Genomic DNA, 24,968 nt, shown 5'->3' on the forward strand with positions numbered 1-24,968 from the left:
AATGCAGTGCACACCGTTGTGATCGGCGGAGGCGTCATAGGTCTCACGCAGGCCTACCATCTGGCCCGGGAGGGCGAGACCGTCACCGTCATTGACGCGCGGGCCACCGGCCTGGGTGCGTCGAAGGTCAACGCGGGGTGGATCTGCCCCGCGGAGTCGGCACCGGTGCCGGGACCTGGCGTCGTCCTTAAGTCCATGAAGTGGATGCTGCGGCCGGACAGCCCGCTCTACATCAAGCCGTCCCTGAACCCGGCGTTCGTGCGGTTCATGTTCGGCATGTGGCGCAAGTCCAATGCCCGCGATCAACGTGCGGGATTCGAGGGCCATCTCCGCCTGGCCGCCGACACGCTGCAGATCTTCGACGAATACCGCGCCGATGGCATGGACTTCGAGATGCACACCAACGGCCTGCTGATGGCGTTCATGGAGCAGGACAACTTCGACCACCACATCGACAACCTGGACTTGGCATCGCAGTACGGACGCCAGCCGACGGTGCTGGACCGGGACGCCGTCCATGAGCAGGAGCCGCTGCTCACCGACGGCGTCCTGGGCGGGATCTACTTCCCGCAGGAACGGCACGTCGATCCTGGAGCGATGGCCACTGCGCTGCACCAACGGCTGCTGGCGACGGGCGTGAAGATCGTGGAGAACTCTCCCATCGACGCTGTGGAGCGCAGCGGGGACCGGGTGACCGCCGTGCACAGCGGCGGCAACCGCTACACCGCGGACAACTTCGTCCTTGCCGCCGGCGCCTGGAGCGGGAACCTGTCGAAGCAGTTCGGGGTGGCGCTTCCCGTGCGCCCAGGCAAGGGCTACAGCGTGGAGGTGGCCCCGCTGGGCCTGCGCAGCGCCGTCAACCTCTGGGACGCGAAGGTGGCGGTGACCCCCTTCAACGAACGCCTCCGCCTGGCTGGCACCATGGAGTTCGGCGGCCTGGACGAGAAGATCAACCAGGTCCGGGTCGATGCGATCCTCCGGGCTCCTGCGAAGTACTTCCGCAACTGGGAGCCGCCCGCCACCAAGCCGACGCCGATGGCAGGCATGCGGCCGATGACGCCGGACGGACTGCCGGTGATCGGCCACCTCGGCCACCTGCAGAACACCTATGTCTCCACCGGCCACGGGATGATGGGCATCACCCTCGCCCCGGGCACCGCGGCCGCGCTGACGGACCTGATGGTGCGCGGTCGCATGGCGCCCACCCTCCAGCCCTTCCGGGCCGACCGCTTCCCGGGCGTCCAACGCCTGCAGCCGGTCCCGGCCCTCTAAACCCCTTGATTTCTGCCGCAAACACGCGGCCCACGACCGTCCCGAAAGGACCGAAAACATGTCATCACGCACCAAGGTCGAACTCCGCGGAATCCTCGCCGCCGCCACCACGCCGTTCACCAGCGACGCCTCCGCGATCGACGAAGCCGCGCTGCGCGGCCAGGTGGACCGTCTCGTCGCGGCCGGGATCCACGGCCTGGTCCCCACCGGCACCACCGGCGAATTCACCACCCTCTCGCCGGAGGAATACCGCCGGGTCATCGAGGTTTACGTCGAGGCCGCCGCCGGCCGCATCCCCGTCATCGCGGGCATCGGCGCGCTCTCCACCCAGGGCGCCATCGACCTCGCCCGGCACGCCGAAAAGGTGGGCGCGGACGCGATCATGCTGGTTCCTCCGTTCTACGACCCGCTCAGCTTCGAGGCCCTCAAGGCGTTCCTGTCCGACGTCGCCGGTTCCATTACGCTGCCGATCGTCTACTACAACGTCCCCGGCTGCACCGGCGTCCAGCTCAGCGCCGCCCAGCTGGCGGAGCTCGGCGACATCGACGGCGTGGACTACATCAAGAACACCTCCGATGACGCCGTGGGCCTGGCAGAACTCCTCGCGAACCCGAGCGACAAGATCAAGGCCTTCAACGGCTGGGACACCCTGACCTTCTTCGGCATCGCGTCCGGCGCCGAGGCGTCCGTGTGGGGCACCGCCGGGGTGGTTCCGGAGCTCGCGGTCGAGTTCTGGGAAACCCTGGCCGAAAAGAAGGACCTGGCCCGGGCACGGGAACAGTGGAAGCACCTCTGGGCCATCAGCGATTTCCTGGAGTCCGTGAACTACGTGGCTGGCATCAAGGCAGGCCTGGAACTGCTCGGCCACCCGGTGGGACCCGTACGCGCCCCCATTCAGCCCCTGCCGGCCGAGGAACGCGAACGTTTCGCGCGCATCCTCGAGAACGCCGGCGTCCTCCCGGTCGCCGTCTGACCATGATCCAAACCTTCGACGCGATCGAGGTGCACGCCGAGGGCGAGCCCGGCCGGATCCTTACGTCCGCCGCCGGGCTCGTCCAGGGCAGCAGCATGGCCGAGCGCCTGCAGTACTGCCGGGAAAACCTGGACTGGCTGCGCACGCTCATGCTGCACGAACCCCGCGGCTACCCCGGGCTGTGCTCCGTGATCCTGCTGCCTCCGGTGAACCCGGGCTCGGACTTCGGGATCGTGGTCCTGGAACAGGGCGGGTTCACCCCGATGTCCGGTTCCAACACCATCTGCGCGGTGACCGCCGCGGTGGAGACCGGCATCGTGCCGGTGCGGGGACCGGAGACAACGGTCACCATCGACACCGCCGTCGGCGTCGTGCAGGCAGTGGCGCACGTGCGCGACGACGGCAAAGTCACTTCGGTGACGGTCGTGAACGTGCCGGCGTTCGTCGTCGAACTCGACTTCCCGCTCGAGGTGCCGGACTTCGGCACGGTACCGGTGGACGTCGTCTTCGGCGGGCAGTTCTTCGCCCAGGCGAAGGCGAGCGACCTGGGCCTGGAGCTGGACCCGGCCAACGGCAAGGAACTCGCCCGCGCCGGTGCGCTGATCAAACTGGCGGCCCTGGAACAAATCCAGGTCAGCCACCCCGACAACCCGGCGATCGCCGGGGTCAACCTGATCATGCTCCACACCGGCGACCGGATCCCGGGACGGCAGGACCGCAACACCGTGGTCCTGTCCAACGGCGAGCTCCTAGCTGACGACCCCAGCACCTGGACCGGCGCGCTGGACCGTTCGCCCTGCGGCACCGGCACCAGCGCACGGATGGCGGCACTGCACGCCCGCGGGCAGCTCGCCATCGGTGAGGACTTTTCGCACCACAGCATCATCGGCAGCGAATTCATCGGCCGGCTGACGGGCACGACGACGGCGGGCGGCCGGGAGGCGGTCCTCCCCACGATCACCGGGCGCGGGTGGGTCACCGGCCGCAGCCAATGGGCGCTTGACCCCAGCGATCCGTTCCCCTCCGGATACACCGTGGGCGACATCTGGGCGCCGGGCGCCTGACCATACCCGGCGCCAGCCCACCAAACATCTTCAAACCATTGAAAGCAGGAGTTGTGAGCCAGTTCATTGACGGCAAGCTCGTTGACGGCACCACAGGACAGACCGTCGATGTCATCGATCCCTCCACCGGAGAAACCATTGCCACGCTTACCCAAGCCGGCAGCGACGATGTGAAGCTCGCTGTGCAGGCGGCACGGGACGCGTTCCCGGCCTGGTCCCGCGCCACCCCTGCCGAGCGCTCGGCCGTGCTCACCAAGTTCGCCGCGCTCATGGAGGAGCGCGCCGAGGAGTTCGCGCAGCTCGAGAGCCGGCAGGCCGGCAAGCCGATCCGCCTGACCCGCGAGTTCGACGTACCCGGCACCATCGACAACATCGCGTTCTTCGCCGGCGCCGCCCGGAACCTCGAGGGCAAGGCCACCGGTGAGTACTCGCCTGACCACACCTCCTCGATCCGCCGCGAGGCGATCGGCGTGATCGGCTCCATCTCGCCGTGGAACTACCCGCTGCAGATGGCCGCGTGGAAGATCCTGCCGGCCATCGCCGCCGGCAACACGATCGTGCTCAAGCCCGCCGAGATTACCCCCCTGACCACGCTGCTGTTCGCCCAGGTCGCCACCGAGGCCGGCGTGCCGGACGGCGTCATCAACGTCCTCACCGGCCGCGGCTCCACCGTCGGCGCCGAGCTGCTGCGCCACCCGGACGTGGACATGCTCTCCTTCACCGGCTCCACCAGCGTTGGCCGGACCGTCCTGGAGGCCGCCGCGACCACCGCCAAGCGCCTGCACCTGGAACTGGGCGGCAAGGCACCTTTCGTAGTGTTCGACGACGCCGACCTCGAGGCCGCAATCCACGGAGCGGTCGCCGGATCCCTGATCAACACCGGCCAGGACTGCACCGCCGCCACCCGCGCGATCGTGCACCGCTCCCTGTACGAGAAGTTCATCGAAGGCGTCGCCGGGCTCTACGCGCAGGTGAAGCTCGGCCCCACGTCGGACCCGGCCACGGACCTCGGCCCCCTCGTCTCGCGGAGACACCAGGAGACTGTGGCCGGGATGGTGGAGCGCGCCCGCGGCTACGCCCGGGTGATCGGCGGCGGCATACCTTCCAGTGAAAACAGTGAGCTGGCCGCCGGCTCCTACTACCGGCCCACTCTCGTGGCTGACGCGACCCCGGACAGCGAGATCTTCCGCGACGAGGTCTTCGGCCCCGTCCTGGCCGTCACCCCGTTCGACACCGATGACGAAGCGATCGCCCTGGCCAACGACACCCCCTACGGCCTGGCCGCATCCGCGTGGACCAAGGATGTCTACCGTGCCCAGCGCGCCACCCGCGAGATCCGCGCCGGCGCCGTCTGGGTCAACGACCACATCCCGATCATCAGCGAAATGCCGCACGGCGGACTGAAGCAGTCCGGCTTCGGGAAGGACATGTCCACCTACTCGCTGGACGAATACACCGTGGTCAAGCACGTCATGTTCGACCTCACCGGTGCCTCCACCAAACAATGGCACCGCACCATCTTCACCCTGCCTTCCGAAACACTGCCCGCCACGAACGAAGGAGGCGCCGCGTGATCCGGCTGCCCGAAGTCCCCGAAGGCGTGCGGCGCTTCGCCGGCCGCACGGCGCTGGTCACCGGTGCCGGCGGCGGCATCGGCTCCGCGATCGCGGAGCGCCTGGCGGCCGAGGGCGCGCACGTGATCGTATGCGATGTGCGCGAGGACGGAGCCAACGAAGTCGTGGACCGGATTGCTGCGGCGGGGCACTCTGCCGAGGCCCTGGCCTTCGACCTCCTGGACCCCAAGGCCTGCGCGGCGGCTGTCAATGACGTCGTGGCCCGCCACGGCAAGCTGGACGTGCTGGTCAACAACGCCGGCGTCAACCGGCGCGGGCACCTGCTTGAGCTCAGCGACGAGGACTGGGACCTGAGCTTCGCGGTCAACGTGGACGCCATCTTCCACCTCTGCCGTGCCGCTGTGCCGCACATGATCGAGGCCGGGGGCGGCGCGATCGTGAACACTGCCTCCCAGTGGGGCCTGTACCCCGTGCCCGGGCACCTGGCCTACAACGTCACCAAGGCCGCCGTCGTCGCGCTGACCAAGAACCTGGCCCGCGACCACGCACCGCAGGGCGTCCGGGTCAACGCCGTGGCTCCCGGTGAGGTGCGTACGCCGATGCTCGAATCGAACCTGTCTCGCACCGGCCGGAGCGTGGCGGACCTGGACGCCCTGGTCCCGTACGGGCGGATCGGGGAAACGCAGGAGATCGCGGCGCTCGTCGCCTTCCTGGCTTCCGACGAGGCCCCGTACCTTTGCGGCGCCGTCGTCGAGATCACCGGCGCGCAGGCCGCCGGATGAGCGCGGGCATGCTGGACGGGCGAACCGTCCTGGTCACCGGGGCGTCGCGCGGCATCGGGCGGGCGACGGCGCGCGTGCTGCACCGGGAGGGCGCCCACGTTGTGGCGCATTACGGCCGGGACGCTGCCGCCGCGGAGTCGCTGGAGGCTGAACTGGGGGAGCGGGTGATGCTGGCCCAGGCGGACCTCGCCGACCCGGCAGCGCCGGCCCGGCTGTGGGCCGACGCACTCGCGTGGCGGGGTTCCGTGGACGTGCTCGTCAACAACGCCGGGGCCTGGCTGGCGTCCGAGCTAGAGGATCCCGCCGCGTGGGCCAACGGCTGGGATGCTAACCTGCGCCTGAACCTGCAGGCGCCCGCCGATCTCTGCCGCGAGGCGATCCTGCACTTCCGTGCGCGAGGAGGGGGCGTCGTCGTGAACGTCACCAGCCGTTCCGCGCACCGCGGGGACGACGCCGGACACCTCGCCTACGGCGCGGCGAAAGGCGGGCTGCTCGCCCTCACCAAGGGCATCGCGCGCGGCTACGGGCGCGACGGCGTTCTGGCCTATGCTGTGGCGCCCGGCTGGGTGGAAACGGACATCGCCGCGGCCGGCGGCGTGGACGACGAACTGCTCGCGGCATTGCCGCTGGGCGAGGTGACCCCGCCGGAGGACGTGGCCGAGGTGATCACCTTCCTGGCCTCCGGCCGTTCCCGGCACAGCACTGGATCCACCATCGACATCACCGGCGCCGACTACGTGCGCTGAAACCACCCGCTCAGAAGAAAGCTCACCAGATGGACCGCAGACGCATCACCGATTGGACCACCTTGCTTGGGGCGCAGGTCGAGATCCGGCAACAGGGCGACGCTGTCTGCAGCGGACACGTGGACGCCGTCACCGACGACGGCTCGATCCTGTGGCTGCAGATCCCCGGCCTGGGCCGGAAGCTCTACGAGAAGTCCGAGTTCTACGAAGCCTGGGCCCTTGAGGAGCGCGTCGGGTTCCACTACCGCGTGTCCGCGGGCATCGCGGCGGCTTAAAGCAATTCGAAAGGAACAAGCATGACTGGAGTGGTCGTCGTCGGCGTTGACGACAGCCCGACTGCCCGCAAAGCAGCGCTCAAGGCCCGTGATCTGGCCCTGGCCCTGGGCGCGCACCTGCACGTGGTGACGGCGTTCGGCAGTGAGCGCGGGGAAGTGGTGGGCACGGGGAGCGACCGGCTCGTGGTGTCCGAGGCGAGCAAAGCCGAGGACGTTGCCCGCGGCGTCGCCGCGGAGCTGTCCGCCGGGCAGTTGGAGGTGATCCCGTTCGCCATCCATGGAACTCCGGCCCATGCGCTGGTCACGCAGGCGGAAACGCATCACGCGCAGATGATCGTTGTGGGCAGCAAGGGTATGCGGGGCCTGGGCCGGGTTCTGGGCAGCATCGCTACCGGGGTGGCCCACAACGCGCCGTGCGATGTGTACGTGGTGAAGACGGACGAAGGGTAGTTTCCGGACTTCCGTGGCCCGACGGCGGTCCGGCAGTTTCCGGGGCGGCCGGACGCCGGTAGAGTGCGGCCATGGATGAGAAAGCCACGCTGCACCGCTACCTGAGCGTCGCGCGGAAGGAGTTGCTGGCCAAGCTGGACGGGCTGAACGGGTACGACATCCGCCGGCCCATGACCCCCACCGGCACCAACCTGCTGGGCCTGGTGAAGCATGTGGCCAGTGTGCAGCTGGACTACTTCGGCGAGGTGTTCGGCCGGCCCAGCGGACGTGAGCTTCCCTGGCTTGCCGACGGCGCCGAGCCCGACGCGGATATGTGGGTCACGGCGGAGGAGAGCCTTGAGAGCGTGGTTGAGTTGCACCACTTCTCCGCCGCCCACAGCGACGCCACCATCGACGAGCTTCCCTTGGATGCGCCCGGCGTCGTGCCGTGGTGGTCGGAGGAGAAGCGGAACGTGACGCTGCACCGGATCCTCGTCCACATGGTTTCGGAAACGGCGCAGCATCTGGGGCATGCGGACATCCTGCGGGAACTGATCGACGGCTTGGCCGGCAAGGGGCCGGAGGATCCGAACCTGAGCAGGCGCAGCACTGAGGAGTGGGCCCTGTACCGGGCCCGGATTGAGGCGGCGGCGCGGGAGGCCGGGAAGTGAGCGTGCCGTTTGACCTGACTGCGCAAGGTTACTGGTTGCCGCTGTCAGCCATTTTCGGCGTGACTATGAGCGTTGTGGCAATGACCGATCCGCCCTGGTCTGTGATCATGGTCGCCGCCTTCATCTTGTTCGTCGTCGTGCAAGGCATCCACTACCGCCAGCTCCGCCGCGAGGTCCAAGGAAAACCTGCAACAGCCGGCCCCGGAGTCGGCATCCTTGGTGCTGTCTTCGGCGGCGCGGCCGTTCTCATCCACGACACTTCAATAGCCCTTTGGGCGGGACCGGTCCTTGGCTTGGTCACCTTCGTCGGCACGTACCTCTACCTTCGCCGCTTCGGAGCTGGGGCTCCTTAACCCTCCACGACCTCAGTCATGTCCCCGGTACCCGGCGTCCCCTCAAGCAGCTCGTAGCGCTGCATCACCGCACCCTTTGGCGAGGCGATCACCGGCTCGATGAGCTTCAGGTTGCTCGGAACCACACCGTCGGCGAAGACCTTCTTCCCGCGGCCGAGCAGGATCGGGTACACCCAGAGATTCAGCCGGTCAAAGAGTTTCTCCGAGAACAAGGTCTGCACCAGGTCCAGGCTGCCGATCACGTGGATGTTCTCGTGCCGGCCGCGGAGTTCCCTGATGGCGGTTACGACATCCGGACCGAGTAGCGTGGAGCCGGCCCATTCGAGGTCCGGGTCCAGGCGCGAGGCCACATACTTCGGGATGCGGTTGAACAGGTCAGCGATGAAGCCGCTCTGATGCGGCCAGTACGAGGCGAAGATGTCGTAGGTGCGGCGCCCCAGCAGCAGGGCGTCCATCCCCTCCATGCCCTCGGCGATCTGCGCGCCGACGACGTCGTCGAAGAGCGGGGCCTGCCAGCCGCCGAACGCGAAGCTGTCATCCGTGTCCTCATCCGGCCCGCCGGGCGCCTGCGCGACGCCGTCCAGCGTGGTGAACAAATCGATGTGGATCAGTCCCATGCCATGCTCCTTCGCCTGATTTCCCAGTGGCCCGTCGTCGACCCGGCGGGATCACTCCGAGGCTGGCACACAACGCCCGGGGAGACAACAGTCCGACCCCCGTTGAGTGCTCAGTAGTGGCGGGGTTTCCGCGGAAAAACCCGCCACAAGTGAGCACTCAACGCAGCACAGCGCGCTAACCCAGCTTCTTCACTGGCTCAATTTCTTCACGAAGGCGAGGTGCTTGATCTCCTCCGGGTCGGCGTCGAGGTCGAACTGCGGGGCGTAGCCGGTGGCGAGGTAGAGGTTCTTGGCCTCGGGCTGCCGCGGACCGGTTGTGAGGTAGATCCGGCGGTAGCCGCGACGGACGGCTTCGGCCTCCAGTTCGGCGAGGACCAGTCTGGCCAGCCCGCGACGGCGGTGCGCCGAGTGAGTCCAGATCCGCTTGAGCTCCGCCGTGTGGGAGTCGTAGCGGCGGAACGCCCCGCCGGCCACCGATTCGCCGTTCTCCTGGAGGATCAGCAGGGCCCCGTGCGGCGCGGCGAACTCCTCCGCAGGATAGCGCCGCAGCTCGTCCTGGACGTTGCCGAATAGGTTCCCGTAGCGGGTGGAGTACTCGACGGCGAGCTCGTCCAGGAGCGGCTTGACCCGGGGATCGTGCATGGGCAGGCTGAGGACCTTCACGCCCGACGTCGGCCGGGTTGGCGTTGCGGTCATGGCTTTCCTTTCGTGCGGGGCCGGCCCAACTGACTGGCAGTAGTTGTCGTTTTGAGCCGTCAAAACGACATTAACTGCGAGCTAGTTGGGCGGGGGACAGGGGGCGGGAGGAGCGGGCCGCGAGGCGCCCCAGGATGGTCCGCGCCAGGGCATCATTTTCCCGGAACGGCGCGGCGTTGGTGTTGGGCCGCGCAAAAGCCCCGGCGCCCCAGCCCGAGGTCCACGGACCCACAGCAAACAACCCCGGCTGCGGACTGCCCGCGGGCGCCAGCACCTCGAATGAGCCGGACACCAGCAGCTTGCCGGTGGAGTGCGGGCCGTCCGCGGTAAGCAGGCGCTGTTCGGTGCCGCGGCCGGCGTCGTGCAGCTCGGCCAGCGCGGGGTTCGCCGAACGCTCCACCGACGGCGACGGCAGCCGCGCCTCGATGTACGCTGCGGCCTCCACCAGCGCGGGGGACTGGAAGGACCCCGCCACAAAGCGCCCTGAAGCCTCGTCCGGCCGCACCCACATTCCGGGGCCCAGGAAATGCAGCAGCCCGGCGTCGTGCAGGGCGAGCATCTCGCGCAGCCGGTGCGGCGGCGGGCCCGAATCCACGAAGCTGAAGAATCCGTGCCACCAGCCGTGCACCGCCTGTTGCGAGCGGGAGTTCAGCCGTTCCTGCGGGATGAGCCGGCCCAGGTCCATGTAGACCTTGAGCAGCGCCATGAACAGGGCGAGGGTTTCCGAATGGTCGGGGCTGGTCCGCAGGGCGAGGTCGCGCCGGATGTAGTTCACCACGGCCTGCTGCACGGCGGCATGGTCCGCGAAGGCACAGCCGCTAAAGGGCTGGTCCAGGGCTTCGAGGTCCAGGCGCAGCGCCGGATCCGGAACCGCCCGGGCTACCAAGTCCTCGCGGGCGTGGCTGTACCAGTCGAGCGCGTCGAAGCGTGCTTCGAACTCCGCCCAACTGCCGCTCACGCGCTCCGGGTAGGCGAAGAGTTCGCGGTAGTAGGCGTGGCCCGCGTCCTTCGCGATGAGCGGCCAGAGCTGCGTGCGGAAATCCAGTTCGTCGTGCGCAGCCAGGAGGGCGCCGACGGCGTCGGCCGTGAAGTAGCGCGGCGCACCGGTGGGCTCGCCACGGAAGGTCGAGGAGATCTTCGAGTGGAACGGCACCCCGCGCCGCGACCCGGCCCAGACCCGCGGCTCGGCGCCCGACGGCACGTAGTGCAGTCCGCCGTCGGGCTGTTCCTCGAAGCGGCCGCCGCGGCCCTCGAACAGCAGCACCAGCAGGTCCACAAACGCCAGGCCCATCCCGGAGACGATCACGTCCTGGCCTGCGAGGATGGGCGAGTAGTCGACGTCGGTGGTGTAGGACGGCGCCGCGTGGAACGCCCCGTGCCGGGCGGCGAAGTCCGAGAGGCGGGCGGTCTCGGCGTCCGGCCGCGAGTCGGTGTGGCCAAGCGAATAGACCACCAGGTCCGCGTCGAGGACCGCCCCGGAGGCGAGCCGCACGCGGTGCCGCGCGCCGCCGTCGGAAGTGCCGCCGTCGGGCGATTCTCCAAGGGCAACGGGCTCGACGCCGGTGGCTGTGTCCCGGTGGACGGTCACCGACGCTTCGGGTGCTAAAGCCGCGACCGCCCGGCGGAAGAACCACTCCAGGTACTTGCCTTGCAGCTGCCGCGTGGGGAAGCTGGCCGGGGTGAGCGCCCGGAGCTGCTCCAGGATGTGCGGCTCGAAGGCGGGCACGTCGCGGATGGAGCCGTCCAGGACGCCGGCGGCCCAGCCGCTGAGGCCCGGGCCGTCGGTGGCTGGTCCCTCGCAGAGCACGGAGCCGTCGGTGAACATCGTGATGTCCCCGGCCATGGAGTTAAGCAGCAGCCCCGGGCTCTGGTCATAGCGCCAGATCCTCCCGGAACCGGGCTCGTGCGGCTCCACCACGTGGATGTCCACCGGGCCGTCGAAAAGGTCCGGCCTGTTGGCCGCGAGGCGCTCCAGCACCCCGGCAGTGCGCGGACCACCGCCGATGAAGACGACCGCGGGGGTAGCTGCTGGCATGGGGAACTCCTGAAGAACGGGCGGAAACGGGTGAAACCGGCTGCTGGAACCTGAGCCTAGGGACCTTCCGCGGCCCCGGTCGAGGGGCTGGTCACGGCCGGTCACCCCGCGTTACGGCGCGTCAAAACAACGTCAAAAGGCGCAATGAACCGGAGGCATGTGGCGTTCTGTGACAGGCCGTGAAGCGCCAAGAAGCACCGTGAAGAAGTGCAAAAGGCCGCCTTGCAGCGCTTTCCGGGGCGCCCCTAGATTTGCAGCCATCCGATAGCCAACACCCAATCCGAAGCGAGGTGGCGCATGAGTTCTACAGCAACCACGGTGGCGCAGTCCGCACCGTCCACGGCAAACGGACCGGCGTCCGCCGGCGCCGCGGACAGCACCCCGACGGGCACCGAAACAGGCCCCGCAAGCGAGCCACCCGCCGTCGACTATTCCGGTTACAAACTCGTCCCGGCCAAGCATCCCGGCCGCTGGGTGGGCACAGTGCTGGTGGCACTCGGCGTCGCCGCCGTGCTGTGGTCCCTGGCCACGAACCCGCGCTGGGAGTGGGGCGTTGTGGCGCAGTGGTTCACCGCCCAGTCGGTGGTGAACGGGCTCATCGAAACCCTCAAGCTCACGGCCATCTCCGGGGCGCTCGGCTTCATCCTCGGCTTCGTGCTCGCGCTCATGCGGCTCTCTGCCTCGCCGCTGCTGGTTGGGGTGTCCTGGACGTTCTCCTGGATCTTCCGCTCCACCCCGCTGCTGGTCCAGCTGCTGCTTTGGTACAACCTGGGCTACCTGTACGAGAAGGTCAGCCTGGGCATCCCGTTCACGGACGTCCGCTTCTTCGAGGTCCAGACCACCACGCTCATCAGCCAGTTCGCCGCAGCCGTGCTGGGCCTGACCCTCAACCAGGCCGCCTACTCGGCCGAGATCATCCGCGGCGGCATCCTCTCAGTGGACCAGGGCCAGCTCGAGGCCGCGGCCGCGCTGGGCATCCCGGCCTGGCGGCGCTCCACCCGGATCGTGCTGCCGCAGGCCATGCGCGCCATCCTGCCCACGGCCTTCAACGAGATCATCGGCCTGGTCAAGGGGACCTCGATCGTCTACGTCCTGGCCTACTCGGAGCTGTTTTACACCGTGCAGGTCATCTACAACCGCACCCAGCAGGTACTGCCGCTGCTGCTCGTGGCCACCCTCTGGTACGTGGTCATCACCTCGGTGCTGAGCGTCTTCCAGTACTACATCGAGCGCCACTACTCCAAGGGCGCCGTCCGGAAGCTGCCGGATACGCCCCTGCAGAAGGTCCGCCGCTTCTTCGCCACCCACGCCCCTGTTGACAGGAAGACCCGATGAGCACCGCTGTTACCGAAACCCCGACGACGGCGCCCGCGGCTCCCGCTGCCGGCTCGCCGGCCGCGACCCGCGGCCACGTCCAAATCACCGATGTCCGCAAGACTTACGGTGCCACCGAAGTCCTCAAGGGCGTCTCCCTGATCGTGCCGCCAGGCGGCGTGGCCGTGATTGTGGGTCCGTCCGGTTCCGGCAAGTCCACCCTGCTGCGCACCATCAACCACCTGGAAAAGGTGGACGGCGGCTACATCACCATTGACGGCGAGCTGGTGGGCTACCGGCTCCGCGGCAACAAGCTGCACGAACTGCGCGAGAAGGACATCCTCAAGCAGCGCACGGACATCGGCATGGTGTTCCAGAACTTCAACCTGTTCCCGCACCTGACCGCGCTGGAAAACGTGGCGGAGCCACCCGTCGTCGCGCAAGGTCGGTCCAAGGAGGAAGCCCGGAAGCGGGCACTGGAACTCCTGGACCGCGTGGGCCTGAAGGATCGTGCGAACGCCTACCCGCGCCAGCTTTCCGGCGGCCAGCAGCAGCGCGTGGCCATCGCCCGGGCGCTCGCCCTGAACCCGAAGATCCTGCTGTTCGACGAGCCCACTTCGGCCCTGGACCCGGAGCTGGTCAACGAGGTCCTGGACGTGATCCGCGAGCTCGCCACCTCCGGCACCACCCTGATCATCGTCACGCACGAGATGGGCTTCGCCCGGGACGTCGCGGACACCGTGGTCTTCATGGACGAGGGCCAGATCATCGAACAAGGCAGCCCGCAGGAAATCTTCACCAACCCGCGCGAACCCCGCACCCGCAGCTTCTTCTCCAAAGTCATCGAACCGGCTTTCAACATCTGAGGACCCGCCACGCCATGCTTCGCACCACTTCCCGTACCCGCAGCAAAACCAAACTCCTGGCACTTGCCGTGCTGCCCGCCGTCGTCGTCCCGGTCCTGGCCGGCTGCTCCGATCCGGGGGCGTCCGCCAACAGCGGCTCCGGCGCCGGGACGACGGCGGCCCGCAACGGCGTCGTCTACAACACCGCGCCGGAACAGAACCGGATCCGTGTGGAGAAGGACGTGGCGGCCGTCGGCAAGCTTCCCGCCGCGATCGGCAAGGACGGCAAGCTGACAGTTGCCACCACGGCAGGGTCCATCCCGCTGTCCTTCCACGCCACGGATGACAAGACCCCCATCGGCGTCGAAACCGACATCGCCCAGCTGGTGGCCGACAAACTTGGACTCGAGCTGGACCTGCAGGTCACCTCCTGGGAGAACTGGCCGCTGAAGACCCAGTCCGGCTACGTCGAGGCCGTGTTCTCCAACGTGGGCATCAACAAGGACCGCGTGAAGCTCTTCGACTTCTCCAGCTACCGGGCGGCCTTCATGGGCTTCGAAGCCAAGAAGTCCTCGAACTACAACATCAAGGGCGCGGACGACATCTCCGGTCTGAAGGTCTCCGTCGGCTCGGGCACCAACCAGGAGAAGATCCTCCTGGCCTGGAACAAGGAGCTCGAGGCGAAGGGCAAGGCGCCGGCCACGCTGCAGTACTACTCCTCCGAGGCCGACACCATCCTGGCCCTGTCGTCCGGCCGCACGGACCTGAACATCGGCCCGTACCCCTCCACCACGTACCGGGAAAACACCCGTGACGACCTCAAGGTGGTGGGCAAGGTCAACGCCGGCTGGCCCTCCGAGACTCTCGTGGCAGCCACCACCCTGAAGGGCAACGGCCTGGCCCCGGCCATCACGGACGCCCTGAACTCGGCGATCAAGGACGGTTCCTACGCCAAGGTGTTGGAGCGCTGGGGCCTGTCCGAGGAAGCCCTCCCGGAGTCGAAGACCATCACCGAGGCGAACTTCGCGGCCACGAAGGCCGCTGCCCAGGCAGGTTCCAAGTGAAGTTCCAGGTCCTGGACATCATCCCGCACCTGAGGAATCCGCTCACCGGGCGGATCGTCTCGACGGCGGAGCGGCTCAACCAAGTGGTGGAGACCGCCCGCAAGGCCGAAGAGCTCGGCTACGACAGTTTCTCTGTGGGGGAGCGGCACGCGGGGGAGTTCATTTCCTCATCCCCGACGACGGTCCTCGCCGCGATCGCGGCCGTCACCAGCCGCATCCGGCTGCAGAGCGGCGTCACCGTTCTCTCCGTGCTGGATCCGGTGCGCGTGGCGGAGGACTACGCCACGATCGACCAGCTCAGCCGCGGCCGGCTGGAACTGGTGATCGGCAAGGGCAACGAGGTGCTGCAGTACCCGCTGTTCGGGCTCTCTTTGGACGATCAGTGGGACCTCCTGGCTGAGAAGTACGGGCTGCTGCGCCGGCTGTGGCGCGAGGAAAACGTCACCTGGTCCGGGCGCTTCCGGCCCGCCCTGACCGAGGAAACCACCACTACGCCGCGTCCCTTCGCGGGTTCGCCCCGGATTTGGCACGGGTCTGCCACAACGCTGACCTCCGCGGCGCTGGCGGCCGAGTGGGGCGATCCCCTGTTCACCGCCAACGCCATCCAGCCGCGGGAGAACTACAAGATCCTGATCGACCACTACCGCGAGGAATACGAACGCCATGGGCACGACCCCAGGCACCAGTACCTCGGCTCCGGCAGCGGCGCGGGCGGGGTGTTCATCGCGGACACCACCCAGGAGGCCAAGCGGCAGTTCGGCCCGGTCTATGAGGCCCTGACCGCCGGGCGCAACGTCCCCGGCAACAACTCGCCGTTCCGGGACATCGACCACGCCGTGGCCGAAGGCCCCGCCCTGGTGGGCAGCCCGGAGCAGGTGGTCGACAAGATCCTCAGCTACCACGCGCTCTACGGCCACGACCTGCAGTCGATCTCACTTCCCACCACCCTGCCCTTCGAACAGCAGCTGGACATCCTGGAGCGCTTCGCCCTCGACGTCATCCCGGCCGTGCGCGCCGCCGCTCCCACCACGTTGTGGGAAGCCGCCGACCCCTACGGGCGGCGCCCGGCCTTTGCCGGAGCCGCGGAACACGGCGCCGGCGAACCCGACGCCGCTGCGCCTGACGCCCCTGAACCCGACGCCGCTACAGCCGTTGAACGAGACCATGCCATCCATAGGAGCAACCATGCCCTCACCCACTGACATTCTGTCCACTGACATTCTTTCCGCCCCGAAAACCAGCCCGGCCTTCGCCGCCGAATGGGCCGAATGGCACGCCGCCCACGAACGCCACCGCGCCGATCCGCACGGCTTCCTCGCCGTCTCGCACCTGCACTGGCTGGACGGCACGCCGCAGCGCCTCGCCGGCGTGCCGGGCACCTGGAGCGTGGCGAACGACGTCGTCACCGTTGTCCTCGAGGCGGGCGAAAGCCTGCGCCGCGACGGCCGGGAACTGAATGCAACCAGCGGCAGCCGCCTCAGCTTCGGCCCCATCGCCGAACGCGCCGGCATCAACCTGCAGGCGGGGGACACTGCCGTCGGGCCTGAAACCGTGGTCGAGCTGGCCAAGCGCGGCGGCGAGTACATCGTCCGCCCGCGGCATCCGCGCAACCCGCTGCTCAACGAATACCGGGGCACCCCGGCCTACGAGCCGGATGCCGCGTTCGCCGTCGTAGGCCGTTACGTGCCGTTCGCCGAGCCGCGGACCACCACAGTGGGCGCCGCCGTCGAGGGCATCCAGCACGTTTACGAAGCTCCGGGCGAGATCCGCTTCAGCCTGGACGGCCGGGAACTGTCGCTGACCGCGTTCAACGGCCACGCCCCGGGCTCGCTTTCCGTGCTGTTCACCGACGCCACCTCGGGCAAGACCACCTACGCGGCCAACCGTTCGCTCTCGGTGGTTCCGGCGGAGGACAGCTCCGTGCTGCTCGACTTCAACCGGGCCGTGAACCTGCCCTGCGCCTACACCGACCTGGCCACCTGCCCGCTGCCGCCGGCCGAAAACCGGCTGCCCGTGGCCATCGAAGCCGGCGAAAAGATCCCTTACGAAAGGCAGACCCCGTGACCCACTCTTCCAACGCCGGCTTCCTCGCGCTGGAGCTCGACGGCGACGGCGCCCACCCCGCGGCCTGGCGCAAGGCCCGGCACACCCCGGACGCGCTCCTGAACGGCGAGCGGATCCGCAGCACCGTCGTGGCCGCGGAGTCGGCCGGGTTCCACGCCGCGACGTTCGCGGACGGGCCTGTCACCGAGGGCCGCGACGTCGCGGGCCGCCTGAACGCCCTGCAGCGCGCGGCCTTCGCCGGGCCCGTCGCCGGGTCCATCGCGCTGGTCCCGGAGGTGGACACCGTCTACACCGAGCCCTTCCACGCCGCCACTCAGCTGGCCAGCCTGGACTACGTGTCCGGCGGCCGCGGCGGGTGGCTCGTCAAGGCGAGCGGCGACGCCCGGGAGGCTGCCGCCGTCGGGCGTTCCGTCGCTGCCGAGGACGCCCTGGCGCATGAGGCGGCCGCGTCCGTGGAGGTGGGCCGCAGGCTCTGGGATTCCTGGGAGGACGGCGCCGTGATCCGCGACGTCCCCACCGGCCGCTACCTGGACGTGGACAAGCTGCACTACGCCGATTTTGAGACGCCGGCCGGTTTCCCGGGGGAGGCCTACTCCGTGAAGGGGCCCTCCATCATTCCGCGCCCGCTGCAGGGGCAGCTGCCGGTGCTGGCGCCGGCGCAGCTGGTGTCCGTGAATGGCTCGCTGCTGCCATCCGCCGTTGATGCCGTGCTGGTTTCGGCCCCGACGGCGGAGCTCCTCGCCGCGGAAGCCGCCGAGGTGCGTGCCAACCTGGCCGCTGTTGGGGGCGGCCCGGCTGGGATCGTTCCTGTTGGGGGCGGGCCGGCTGTGATTGCCGAGCTCGACGTCGTCCTGGACTCCCGCGGGCAGTCCGCCGCCGCGCGGCTCGCCGAGCTGGAGGCCTTCACCGCGTGGGAGAGCCCGCGGGCCCGCTTCGTCGGGACCGCCGCGGAGCTGGCGGACTTCCTCGCGGAGCTGCTCGCCGTCGTCGACGGCGTGCGGATCCACCCTGCCGTGCTGGACGTGGAATTGGAGGAACTGGCGCAGCTGGTGCTTCCGGAGCTGCGCCGCCGCGGATTGCTGCAGCCTGCCGCGTCCGGCGGCACCTTCCGCGAGCTGCTCGGCCTGGAACGGCCGGAAAACCGCTACGCCACAGCGCTTCTTGACACCACGATTGGGGAACCGGCATGAGCCAGGAGAATTCGATTCAGCACGGCCGTGCTACATTCCGGCCGTCGGGCAAGCTCCAGTTCGGCGTGTTCTTCCAGGGCGTCAACTCCGGCACTATCTGGAAGACCCCGGAGGCCGGGTCGCAGACGGATTTCGAGTCCTTCCGCAGGATCGCCCAGACCGCCGAGCGCGGCCTGTTCGCCGCTTTCTTTCTGGGCGAGGGCCTGCGCCTGCGCGAGCACCTGGGCCGGCCGCACGCCCTTGATGTGGCGGGCCGTCCGGACGCCCAGACCATGCTCGCCGCACTCGCCTCGGTGACGCGGAACATTGGGCTGGTGGCCACCCAAAACACCACGTACAACGACCCCGCGGACCTGGCCCACCGCCTCGCCTCCTTGGACCTGCTCTCCGGCGGGCGCGCGGCCTGGAACGTGGTCACCACGGACAACGCCTGGACCGGCGCCAACTTCCGCCGTGGGGGCTACCTGGACCATGCGGACCGGTATGTGCACGCCGAGGCCTTCGTGCAGACTGCCAAGCGGATCTGGGACTCCTGGGAGGACGGGGCGGTCTCGTCCTCGGTTGGCGCGGAGTCCTGGGCCACTCCGGCGCACGCCCGCTCAGTCCGGCACGAGGGGCAGCATTACACCGTGGACGTGACGCCGCGGCTGCCGCGCAGCGCCCAGTACCGGCCGGTCCTGTTCCAGGCCGGCGACTCCCCGGAAGGCCGCGACTTCGCCGCCCGCCAGGCGGACGTCATCTTCTCCGCGCACCCGAAGTTCGAGGCCGCGGTGGCGTTCCGCGAGGACATCGCGGCCCGGACCGTGGCGGCCGGTCGCGGCGCCAACGACGTGCAGATCTTCCCCGCGAGCGAGTTCATCCTGGCCGCCACGGATGAGGAGGCGCGGGAGAAGAAGGAGTGGGTGCGGAGCCTGCAGATCGGCCCGCAGCAGGCCATCGCCTACCTGGAGCAGTTCTGGGGCCGCGAGCTGTCTTCGTTCGATCCGGACGGCCCGCTGCCGGACATCGATCCCGTGGTGGAGACGACGTCGGAGACCCGGGGCAGCGGCTTCCACGGCGCCAAAGCACGGGAGCTTGCCGAGCAGTGGCGGGCCGAGGCCTCGGAGAACGGGTGGTCCATCCGGCAGTTCGTGAGCTCCCGGACGGCCCGCATCGACTCCACCTTCACCGGCTCCTACAGCTCGGTGGCGGACACCCTGGCCGAATACGCCCGGGTGGGGGCCGTGGACGGCTTCAACATCTCGCCGTGGATCATCCCGAGCGGCCTGGACGACATCGTGAACCACCTGGTCCCCGAGCTTCAGGAACGCGGCGTGTACCCCACGGAGTACGTCGGCTCGACGCTGCGGGAGAACCTCGGGCTCGCGACGCCGGAACGCTCGCCTGAGCTGGTTCCGGAAGCTGCCGGGAGCGTCCGGTGAGCGGCGCACCGGTGCGTTTTCCCGAGGCGGAGGAGTCCGACGTCGGCGATTCCCTCTGGAACGAGGAAACGGTGCGGCTCCAGCTGACGGTGTGGGAGCAGTGGCTGTAGCTTCTTTCTCATGAAACGGGGCGGCCAGCACATTAGTGCCGGCCGCCCTGATTCGTTTAGGGACGTCGCGCTTGGGCGAGGGTTTCCTCTCGGAGCACGTCCTTCGCGCCTAAGATCTCCAGCCCGAGAATTCGACCGTCGACATCGAAGTCGATGATTATCTCTCCTTTATCGTCAGGAGTCCCTATTGAATGCACCTGAGTTGACGCCTCTCCGTCGAGGATTTCATCGACGATCTGGATATAGGCGGCATCTGCTTCTTTATCGTAGGTAATTTTCATTCGCTGGCGCCCCAGTCTCTCCTTGTTATGCGGAGTCGTCGGTCAGGAAATCCTTGTGCGGCAACAAGCCTAACCCGGCCTGACAACGGAGCTGACAGCCCTCGCGCACGCGGCGACCGGGCATATATTGACTGCCCATGCGTCGGGGAACGTCAACGTCCGCCTGAAGCCGCTCCTCACTGTGGAGGACATCGACGAAGCCGCCAAGAAGACACCGTCCTACCAGGCCCCGGGACAGTAGGGCGTAGCTGCCGTCAGAGCACCCGCACCGGCTTGCCCTGCGCCCAGGCACGGACGTCCTCGAAGGCCTCGCCGTAGAAGCGGGTGTAGCTTTCGGCGGTGACGTACCCGAGGTGCGGGGTCAGCACAGTGCGCGGCGCGTCCAGGAGTGGATGGTCCGCGGGGAGGGGCTCGACGTCGTACACGTCAAGGGCGGCGCCGCCCAGCCAGCCCTCGTTCAGTCCGCGGAGGAGGGCGTCTCCGTCCACGAGTGGCCCGCGGGCGGTGTTGACCAGGATCCCGTCGGGGCCGAGCAGCCGCAGCTCCTCCTCGCCGACCACCCCGCGCGAGCGGTCGGAGAGCCGCACGTGGACGCTTACGACGTCGGCCTCCCGGAAGAGGGCGTCTTTACTCACCTTCCGGACGCCGGCCGCAGCCGCGGCTTCCTCGCGCAGGTTGGGGCTCCAGGCGATCACGTCCATGCCGAACGCCTTCGCGTAGCCGGCCACCTTCGTGCCGATCCTGCCCAGGCCCAGCACTCCGAGGGTCTTGCCGGCGAGCTCAAAGCCGACGGTGCTCTGCAGTCGGCCGGCGCGCAGGGCGTTGCCCTCGAACTGCAGGTTCCGTGCGGCGGCCAGCACGAGTGCCCAGGTCAGTTCCGGTGCTGCGGTTGAGGAGCCCCCGGTTCCGCAGACCGTGATGCCCAGGTCCCGGGCGGTCTCAATGTCGATGGACGGATTGGCCATGCCGGTGGTGACGAGGAGTTTCAGCTTGGGCAACTGGTGGAGCCGGGCGGCGGTGAAGGCCGTGCGTTCGCGCATGGCGACCACGATGCTGAACTGGCGGAGGGCCTGGACCAGGTCTTCCTCGTCCTCGAAGGGTTCGCCGAAGACAGTGACGTCTATTCCGTCGGCGGCAAGCTGGTCCCAGGGGGCGTAGTCGTAGGCGACACCCTGGTAGTCATCGAGTATGGCGAGGCGCTGGCGCATGGTGCTCCTTTGGGGAGGGGTCGTTGGAGTCCACGATAGTGCGGGTTGGGTGGGGGAAATGCGAGTGGTAGGTTGCAAACCTATGCGGCTGCACAATTGCTCGGCTTAAGAAAAGCGCAGCCGTTGAGTGTTTCGATGTCCTAGTAGATGTCATGCCTCGAACCGGTTGGAATCTGGCGTGATATCGGCTCTGGCGGTCCCTATCCCTTCAAGGATTCTGAGGCGGTGGCGTCCTGCGCTGCCTTGCCAATCGTAGTCAGAAGGGCGCTGGACCATTGCCCGAGCTTGGCTTCGACTCGATCAGCGCTACCAGAGTGTCCCGACACTTGGCTTGAAGGCAGCGGCGAGCAAAAGAACGGGTTCGACCTGCGATTTAGGCGCCACGCTCTCCCTCAGTGCTCATGTTCATCACCAAATGAGGAGACCCAAAGACGACTCTGTTCGTCCACATTCTCCGCCTCGTAGCGTCGAACCCCACGAAGCATGGGCCAATCGCGCCAGTTTTCCCGATCGATATCACCGCGAGCTATGAGGGACTTTGCCAAAGCATAAGCTTCTTTGTTTTTTTCGAGCAGCGAATATTTTGCCAGCCTGTAGCGTCCGTCCAAAGTGGCGACATCCCAAGCTTCGACTTCTTCGCCAACGCTCTCTAGGCCATCTATTTCCTTCTTAGCAACCCATCTATTCACAGATGCAATCAGCCGAGTTTCGGAATCCTGAACGAAACTTAACTGCCAGTCGCACAAACGGTGTGCTACCCGCCAAGACTCGGCGGTGAGAAAATCCAGTGATAGATGGTAAATGTAGTGGTCAACTTCCTCTAAATCCTTTTGATTGGAACCAATTTTTAGCACCAGCGAAAGAGCGAGCTTGATTCCAGCTATGGTTAGTTCGTCGAGTGATCGCTTCAGGTACGTTCTACTGACACCGAGTACCTCCCCCTCGCTCGGCGTAGAGTTACCAGAAACTTTGGAAAGATAAAACTTGTTGACTTTGCCGCCGTTGTGGACAAGAAGGTGACGCCGCTGAAAGATCTCCACTAGGATTGGCGCATTTTCGGTCACCTCCTCCACTCTGATCTTCCGCTTACTGCCGAACCACTCCATCCAGTCATCGAAGCCTCCGCGGAGTAGCGTCTCTGCCATGTTTTCGGCACAGTGGCGGCGAAAGTCATCAAGGGTGGAAAACGGTTCCAGATCAGAGAATGAATACTTCGTTTCAGCAGACTTGATGATTTCAGGACGCAACTCCAAAAAGGCCCTAACTAGTCCCGATATGAGCACTTCAAAGTCGCTCACAGCAGCCATGAGAAGCGAGTTTCGGATAAGTTTGCTCTTTTCACCAGTCGTACTCATGCTGTTCCAAACTCGTGCATATTTGTAGAAGTATTCTTCATCTCCCGTCAGCTCTGCAAGTTTCCTCTTCATACCGGACTCCCAGGCTTTAGTCCACTGTTCAATGCTGGACTTTCCAGCTTTCTTTTTCTTGAGTCTTTCAACGGAATTCATTCGTAGATGTATTTGCGGATGAATATATTCGGCAGCGCGCAAGTGCACCTCTGAATCGACGCCGGGAAATAATCGTTTCGCTTGTACGACAAATGAATTTTCAACACTGTTTAGCGATAGAGAGCTATCGCTAACAAAGTCGTCGACGTCCCCTATTGCCTGCATCGACCTTAGGAAGGAGTCCAGTCGGGGGAAGATTAGATCGTATGCTGTCGTCTCGGTTTCTCCACTCATGAAGACCGATCCTACCGAGCGCGTGGTCACGTTCTGGGGATTCGCCCCAGCTCCTTCGTCACCAACTTTCTTCCTGGAGAGAACAAAAGCCGAAGCGGATTAGTTGCAACGCCTTTAGGCGTGTGACCGTTGGCCAGTCGTTGACGGGTCGCCTTCCCGATTTCGTGATCAGTTCCCCGAGAAGCCCCAGGCTCCGGATGTGTCCGATTCCCGTATGACCCGCCGGCAAAATGCCCAGTCAAGGTGCCTCAAACGGTACAGCCTGAAAATTTCCTGATCGGCGACGATCGCGTTTTCCACCCGTCCCCAGGATCGCCCCGCTCTGCGAACGGCTCTCGTGGCTGGCAGCGTAGAGGTGACGGAGTTTTGCGTCGATCACGGAACCGCTGGCACCAAGCGCGATCGCCCCGACTCCATAAAATGATTGCCGCCTTTCGTGACGGCGACACTTCGTCGTCACAAAGCTTGACCGCCTGGCACGCCCGCTTCCCGACGCGAAGAATCATCAGGTATTGCGGCTGCTAACAGACTGCACAACCAAGCAAAGCAGCCCCACCACCGCGGAAACCTCCCGCAGCGCCTAGGCCGTCCCAGACCTTACTTCTTAGACAACCCAGGCGGGTTCAGTTCCGACTTGGCAATACCCTCCGAAGACAGGCCCCAGCGGTCCAGGATCTTCCCGTACGTGCCGTTCTTGATCAAGGAATTAAGGGCGGCCTGCGCAGCGACCGCGAGCCCGTTGCCCTTCTTGGTGGTGAAGGCGATGTCGGCCTTCAGCGGCCAGCCGCCGTTGACGGTGCCCACCTGCTTGGTCTTTCCGTCCTTCGCGGCCTTGTACGCGGCGCCGGCGTTCGGGCCGAAGGTCAGGTCCGCGCGGCCGGACTGGATCGCGAGGGAGGAGGCGGAGTCGTCGTCGTAATACTGGAACTCAACCGGCTTCAGGCCGTTCTTCTTGTTCTCCTCATCCCAGCGCACCAGAATGGCTTCCTGGTTGGTGCCCGAGCCCACGACCACGCGCTTGCCCGCCACGTCCTTGGCTTCCTTGACCTCGCCGATGTCCGAGTCGCTCTTCGCGTAGAAGCCCAGGGGGTCGGTGCGGTAGGTGGCGAGTGGGCATCACGCCCGGCCATGCGCGGTCACTTAGGGCTGAGGCTGGGGTCGCCGCGGAAAGCGGCGACCATTTCTTGAAAGCCCAATTCATGCTTGCGGATGCGTGCAGCGTCCAACTCAGAATTTAGGAACGGTTTGCGCTTCCCGATAAGGAGAACATCGCGAGGCTTACCGCCAACGTGCAAAGGTGGTTTTAGAGGAAGGACGGCGGCCAGCGCATCCGATTCCACCGCCTCAGGCAAATGCGCCCGAAGCCAGGCCAGCTGTTCCGTTGTGAAGAGGTTGTATGGAATCCGTAACGTCTTGAGGTTTGTCAGCGAACCGAGGGGTTGTACACGACCATCATCGATGCGTTTTGGGAGCAGGCTTAGGTTCAGCAGGTTCCTAAGCGTTCCTAGGGGTTCTAGGGTCTCAAAGGTCGATTTGTCCCATACGGCGTCACCGACGATGAGTTCCTTCAATGTCTGCCCGGCGTAGAGGTCATCCAACTGATGAAGCCGGGTGAAATCATCAATGCGTAACGCTGACAGGCGCGGCGTGCGGGCAAGGTCCCACAGGCGCGTCGCTCGTTGGTTCCAGAAAATCGAGACCATCCGCAGATCCGGAAGGTCTTCAAGCGGTGTTAGGTCCTGCAGCTTGGGACACTTCCAAAACTCGATCTCCTTGAACTGGGATCCGTGGTCGGAGACCAGCCGCTCAAAGCTTGATTGGTTCAAGCCGCTAACACGAAGCGCCGTCGCTCTAGGATTGGCATCAATTTTCGATAGGAGGCTCACGTCGAGCCGACCGCCACCAATTTCTGGTTGAACAAGATCGAGGAACCACGACGGATGGGCATCGCCCGCTCGCCGAAGTTCGGTTAAGTCCCGCGGACCTGATTCCATGAGCGCTCCGTCTGTTCGAGCACGACCCCTTCAAGAGTGATTCTGCCAACCTATCCAACTTGGCGAAAAAGACCAGGACCCCACGTGAACCGCTCGTTAGCCTGTTCTCGTCCGGCTACCGCAGCGACCTGGCCTGTTTTTCGAAAAGTGCGCATTTCACCGGCGACTGTCGACGCCCTGAATAGAATCTGTTTGCAGGCAATTTGGGGTCACACCTCCGTACGATCCGCGACTATTGGTGGATGCTT

The 24,968-nt window shown here is 66.5% G+C and carries 24 protein-coding genes and 1 pseudogene; 17 read left to right on the forward strand and 8 right to left on the reverse strand.

Annotated elements, in window-relative coordinates:
• The first annotated feature begins 6 nt into the window (after nt 1–6).
• From D3654_RS01765 to D3654_RS01810, 10 genes are all read left to right on the forward strand, one after another.
• Entirely contained in the window at nt 7–1,272 is a 1,266-nt protein-coding gene (locus tag D3654_RS01765) for an NAD(P)/FAD-dependent oxidoreductase (RefSeq protein WP_120519821.1), read from the forward strand.
• A gap of 58 nt (nt 1,273–1,330) precedes the next feature.
• Nucleotides 1,331–2,245: a dihydrodipicolinate synthase family protein gene (locus tag D3654_RS01770; protein WP_120519822.1), complete on the forward strand. Its 915-nt coding sequence runs from the start codon at nt 1,331–1,333 to the stop codon at nt 2,243–2,245.
• Nucleotides 2,246–2,247: 2 nt separating this feature from the next.
• Entirely contained in the window at nt 2,248–3,309 is a 1,062-nt protein-coding gene (locus tag D3654_RS01775) for a proline racemase family protein (RefSeq protein WP_120519823.1), read from the forward strand.
• Between the two features lie 53 nt (nt 3,310–3,362).
• Nucleotides 3,363–4,883: a gamma-aminobutyraldehyde dehydrogenase gene (locus D3654_RS01780; RefSeq protein WP_120519824.1), complete on the forward strand. Its 1,521-nt coding sequence runs from the start codon at nt 3,363–3,365 to the stop codon at nt 4,881–4,883.
• Entirely contained in the window at nt 4,880–5,665 is a 786-nt protein-coding gene (locus tag D3654_RS01785) for an SDR family NAD(P)-dependent oxidoreductase (RefSeq protein ID WP_205571704.1), read from the forward strand. The genes D3654_RS01780 and D3654_RS01785 overlap by 4 nt, the downstream gene beginning before the upstream one ends.
• A gap of 8 nt (nt 5,666–5,673) precedes the next feature.
• A complete protein-coding gene (locus tag D3654_RS01790) occupies nt 5,674–6,411 on the forward strand; it encodes an SDR family NAD(P)-dependent oxidoreductase (RefSeq protein WP_245413029.1) in 738 nt (245 codons plus the stop codon).
• 29 nt (nt 6,412–6,440) lie between these two features.
• Nucleotides 6,441–6,686 carry a hypothetical protein gene (locus tag D3654_RS01795; protein ID WP_120519826.1) on the forward strand — a complete coding sequence of 82 codons (246 nt, stop codon included), beginning with the start codon at nt 6,441–6,443 and terminating at the stop codon, nt 6,684–6,686.
• 21 nt (nt 6,687–6,707) lie between these two features.
• Nucleotides 6,708–7,136 carry a universal stress protein gene (locus tag D3654_RS01800; protein WP_120519827.1) on the forward strand — a complete coding sequence of 143 codons (429 nt, stop codon included), beginning with the start codon at nt 6,708–6,710 and terminating at the stop codon, nt 7,134–7,136.
• Nucleotides 7,137–7,207: 71 nt separating this feature from the next.
• Entirely contained in the window at nt 7,208–7,786 is a 579-nt protein-coding gene (locus D3654_RS01805) for a DinB family protein (RefSeq protein ID WP_120519828.1), read from the forward strand.
• Nucleotides 7,787–7,851: 65 nt separating this feature from the next.
• Nucleotides 7,852–8,139 (forward strand): hypothetical protein, encoded by a 288-nt coding sequence (locus D3654_RS01810; RefSeq protein WP_162943587.1) that lies wholly within the window; start codon nt 7,852–7,854, stop codon nt 8,137–8,139.
• Here the strand turns inward: D3654_RS01810 and D3654_RS01815 are convergent.
• The 3 genes from D3654_RS01815 to D3654_RS01825 form a co-directional block, all read right to left on the reverse strand.
• Entirely contained in the window at nt 8,136–8,756 is a 621-nt protein-coding gene (locus tag D3654_RS01815; RefSeq protein ID WP_120519830.1) for a dihydrofolate reductase family protein, read from the reverse strand. The genes D3654_RS01810 and D3654_RS01815 overlap by 4 nt on opposite strands.
• A 189-nt stretch (nt 8,757–8,945) precedes the next feature.
• Nucleotides 8,946–9,452, reverse strand: coding sequence for a GNAT family N-acetyltransferase (locus tag D3654_RS01820; RefSeq protein ID WP_120519831.1), 507 nt, complete (start codon nt 9,450–9,452; stop codon nt 8,946–8,948).
• 70 nt (nt 9,453–9,522) lie between these two features.
• The gene (locus D3654_RS01825) at nt 9,523–11,487 is read right to left on the reverse strand and encodes an FAD/NAD(P)-binding protein (protein WP_120519832.1); all 1,965 of its coding nucleotides are present in this window, start codon (nt 11,485–11,487) and stop codon (nt 9,523–9,525) included.
• A 297-nt stretch (nt 11,488–11,784) separates the two neighbouring features.
• Between D3654_RS01825 and D3654_RS01830 the strand changes: the two genes are divergently transcribed.
• Genes D3654_RS01830 through D3654_RS01860 form a run of 7 tightly spaced genes read left to right on the forward strand, consistent with a single transcriptional unit; the run spans nt 11,785 to nt 19,385 of the window.
• Nucleotides 11,785–12,822: an amino acid ABC transporter permease gene (locus tag D3654_RS01830; RefSeq protein ID WP_120519833.1), complete on the forward strand. Its 1,038-nt coding sequence runs from the start codon at nt 11,785–11,787 to the stop codon at nt 12,820–12,822.
• Nucleotides 12,819–13,667 carry an amino acid ABC transporter ATP-binding protein gene (locus tag D3654_RS01835; protein ID WP_245413030.1) on the forward strand — a complete coding sequence of 283 codons (849 nt, stop codon included), beginning with the start codon at nt 12,819–12,821 and terminating at the stop codon, nt 13,665–13,667. The genes D3654_RS01830 and D3654_RS01835 overlap by 4 nt, the downstream gene beginning before the upstream one ends.
• A gap of 14 nt (nt 13,668–13,681) precedes the next feature.
• Nucleotides 13,682–14,710, forward strand: coding sequence for an ABC transporter substrate-binding protein (locus tag D3654_RS01840; RefSeq protein WP_120519834.1), 1,029 nt, complete (start codon nt 13,682–13,684; stop codon nt 14,708–14,710).
• Nucleotides 14,707–15,912: an LLM class flavin-dependent oxidoreductase gene (locus D3654_RS01845; RefSeq protein ID WP_120519835.1), complete on the forward strand. Its 1,206-nt coding sequence runs from the start codon at nt 14,707–14,709 to the stop codon at nt 15,910–15,912. The genes D3654_RS01840 and D3654_RS01845 overlap by 4 nt, the downstream gene beginning before the upstream one ends.
• Nucleotides 15,896–16,774 carry a DUF1684 domain-containing protein gene (locus D3654_RS01850; RefSeq protein ID WP_120519836.1) on the forward strand — a complete coding sequence of 293 codons (879 nt, stop codon included), beginning with the start codon at nt 15,896–15,898 and terminating at the stop codon, nt 16,772–16,774. Before D3654_RS01845 ends, D3654_RS01850 begins: the two co-directional genes overlap by 17 nt.
• Nucleotides 16,771–17,964 carry an LLM class flavin-dependent oxidoreductase gene (locus tag D3654_RS01855; protein WP_120519837.1) on the forward strand — a complete coding sequence of 398 codons (1,194 nt, stop codon included), beginning with the start codon at nt 16,771–16,773 and terminating at the stop codon, nt 17,962–17,964. The genes D3654_RS01850 and D3654_RS01855 overlap by 4 nt, the downstream gene beginning before the upstream one ends.
• A complete protein-coding gene (locus D3654_RS01860) occupies nt 17,961–19,385 on the forward strand; it encodes an NtaA/DmoA family FMN-dependent monooxygenase (RefSeq protein ID WP_120519838.1) in 1,425 nt (474 codons plus the stop codon). The genes D3654_RS01855 and D3654_RS01860 overlap by 4 nt, the downstream gene beginning before the upstream one ends.
• A gap of 166 nt (nt 19,386–19,551) precedes the next feature.
• Here D3654_RS01860 and D3654_RS01865 read toward each other — a convergent pair whose 3' ends face one another.
• The 5 genes and pseudogenes from D3654_RS01865 to D3654_RS01890 form a co-directional block, all read right to left on the reverse strand.
• Nucleotides 19,552–19,776, reverse strand: coding sequence for a DUF2283 domain-containing protein (locus D3654_RS01865; protein ID WP_120519839.1), 225 nt, complete (start codon nt 19,774–19,776; stop codon nt 19,552–19,554).
• Between the two features lie 254 nt (nt 19,777–20,030).
• Nucleotides 20,031–20,984, reverse strand: coding sequence for a D-2-hydroxyacid dehydrogenase family protein (locus D3654_RS01875; protein WP_120519840.1), 954 nt, complete (start codon nt 20,982–20,984; stop codon nt 20,031–20,033).
• Between the two features lie 392 nt (nt 20,985–21,376).
• Nucleotides 21,377–22,726, reverse strand: a complete 1,350-nt coding sequence (locus D3654_RS01880) for a hypothetical protein (protein ID WP_162943588.1) — start codon at nt 22,724–22,726, stop codon at nt 21,377–21,379.
• A 597-nt stretch (nt 22,727–23,323) separates the two neighbouring features.
• Nucleotides 23,324–23,833: pseudogene (locus tag D3654_RS01885) on the reverse strand (type 2 periplasmic-binding domain-containing protein); the annotation flags it as partial.
• Between the two features lie 29 nt (nt 23,834–23,862).
• Nucleotides 23,863–24,720: a hypothetical protein gene (locus tag D3654_RS01890; RefSeq protein WP_162943589.1), complete on the reverse strand. Its 858-nt coding sequence runs from the start codon at nt 24,718–24,720 to the stop codon at nt 23,863–23,865.
• Nucleotides 24,721–24,968: the final 248 nt, after the last annotated feature.

This window comes from Arthrobacter celericrescens, from assembly GCF_003614925.1.
Lineage (GTDB): Bacteria > Actinomycetota > Actinomycetes > Actinomycetales > Micrococcaceae > Arthrobacter > Arthrobacter celericrescens.

Bases quoted from the DNA above. Each gene is read 5' to 3' on its own strand.
- D3654_RS01860 (WP_120519838.1), top strand. From the start codon at position 17,961: ATGAGCCAGGAGAATTCGATTCAGCACGGCCGTGCTACATTCCGGCCG.
- D3654_RS01820 (WP_120519831.1), bottom strand. From the start codon at position 9,452: ATGACCGCAACGCCAACCCGGCCGACGTCGGGCGTGAAGGTCCTCAGC.
- D3654_RS01865 (WP_120519839.1), bottom strand. From the start codon at position 19,776: ATGAAAATTACCTACGATAAAGAAGCAGATGCCGCCTATATCCAGATC.
- D3654_RS01790 (WP_245413029.1), top strand. From the start codon at position 5,674: ATGCTGGACGGGCGAACCGTCCTGGTCACCGGGGCGTCGCGCGGCATC.
- D3654_RS01810 (WP_162943587.1), top strand. From the start codon at position 7,852: ATGAGCGTTGTGGCAATGACCGATCCGCCCTGGTCTGTGATCATGGTC.
- D3654_RS01815 (WP_120519830.1), bottom strand. From the start codon at position 8,756: ATGGGACTGATCCACATCGATTTGTTCACCACGCTGGACGGCGTCGCG.
- D3654_RS01775 (WP_120519823.1), top strand. From the start codon at position 2,248: ATGATCCAAACCTTCGACGCGATCGAGGTGCACGCCGAGGGCGAGCCC.
- D3654_RS01850 (WP_120519836.1), top strand. From the start codon at position 15,896: ATGCCCTCACCCACTGACATTCTGTCCACTGACATTCTTTCCGCCCCG.
- D3654_RS01880 (WP_162943588.1), bottom strand. From the start codon at position 22,726: ATGAGTGGAGAAACCGAGACGACAGCATACGATCTAATCTTCCCCCGA.
- D3654_RS01825 (WP_120519832.1), bottom strand. From the start codon at position 11,487: ATGCCAGCAGCTACCCCCGCGGTCGTCTTCATCGGCGGTGGTCCGCGC.
- D3654_RS01840 (WP_120519834.1), top strand. From the start codon at position 13,682: ATGCTTCGCACCACTTCCCGTACCCGCAGCAAAACCAAACTCCTGGCA.
- D3654_RS01890 (WP_162943589.1), bottom strand. From the start codon at position 24,720: ATGGAATCAGGTCCGCGGGACTTAACCGAACTTCGGCGAGCGGGCGAT.
- D3654_RS01835 (WP_245413030.1), top strand. From the start codon at position 12,819: ATGAGCACCGCTGTTACCGAAACCCCGACGACGGCGCCCGCGGCTCCC.
- D3654_RS01770 (WP_120519822.1), top strand. From the start codon at position 1,331: ATGTCATCACGCACCAAGGTCGAACTCCGCGGAATCCTCGCCGCCGCC.
- D3654_RS01800 (WP_120519827.1), top strand. From the start codon at position 6,708: ATGACTGGAGTGGTCGTCGTCGGCGTTGACGACAGCCCGACTGCCCGC.
- D3654_RS01795 (WP_120519826.1), top strand. From the start codon at position 6,441: ATGGACCGCAGACGCATCACCGATTGGACCACCTTGCTTGGGGCGCAG.
- D3654_RS01830 (WP_120519833.1), top strand. From the start codon at position 11,785: ATGAGTTCTACAGCAACCACGGTGGCGCAGTCCGCACCGTCCACGGCA.
- D3654_RS01875 (WP_120519840.1), bottom strand. From the start codon at position 20,984: ATGCGCCAGCGCCTCGCCATACTCGATGACTACCAGGGTGTCGCCTAC.
- D3654_RS01805 (WP_120519828.1), top strand. From the start codon at position 7,208: ATGGATGAGAAAGCCACGCTGCACCGCTACCTGAGCGTCGCGCGGAAG.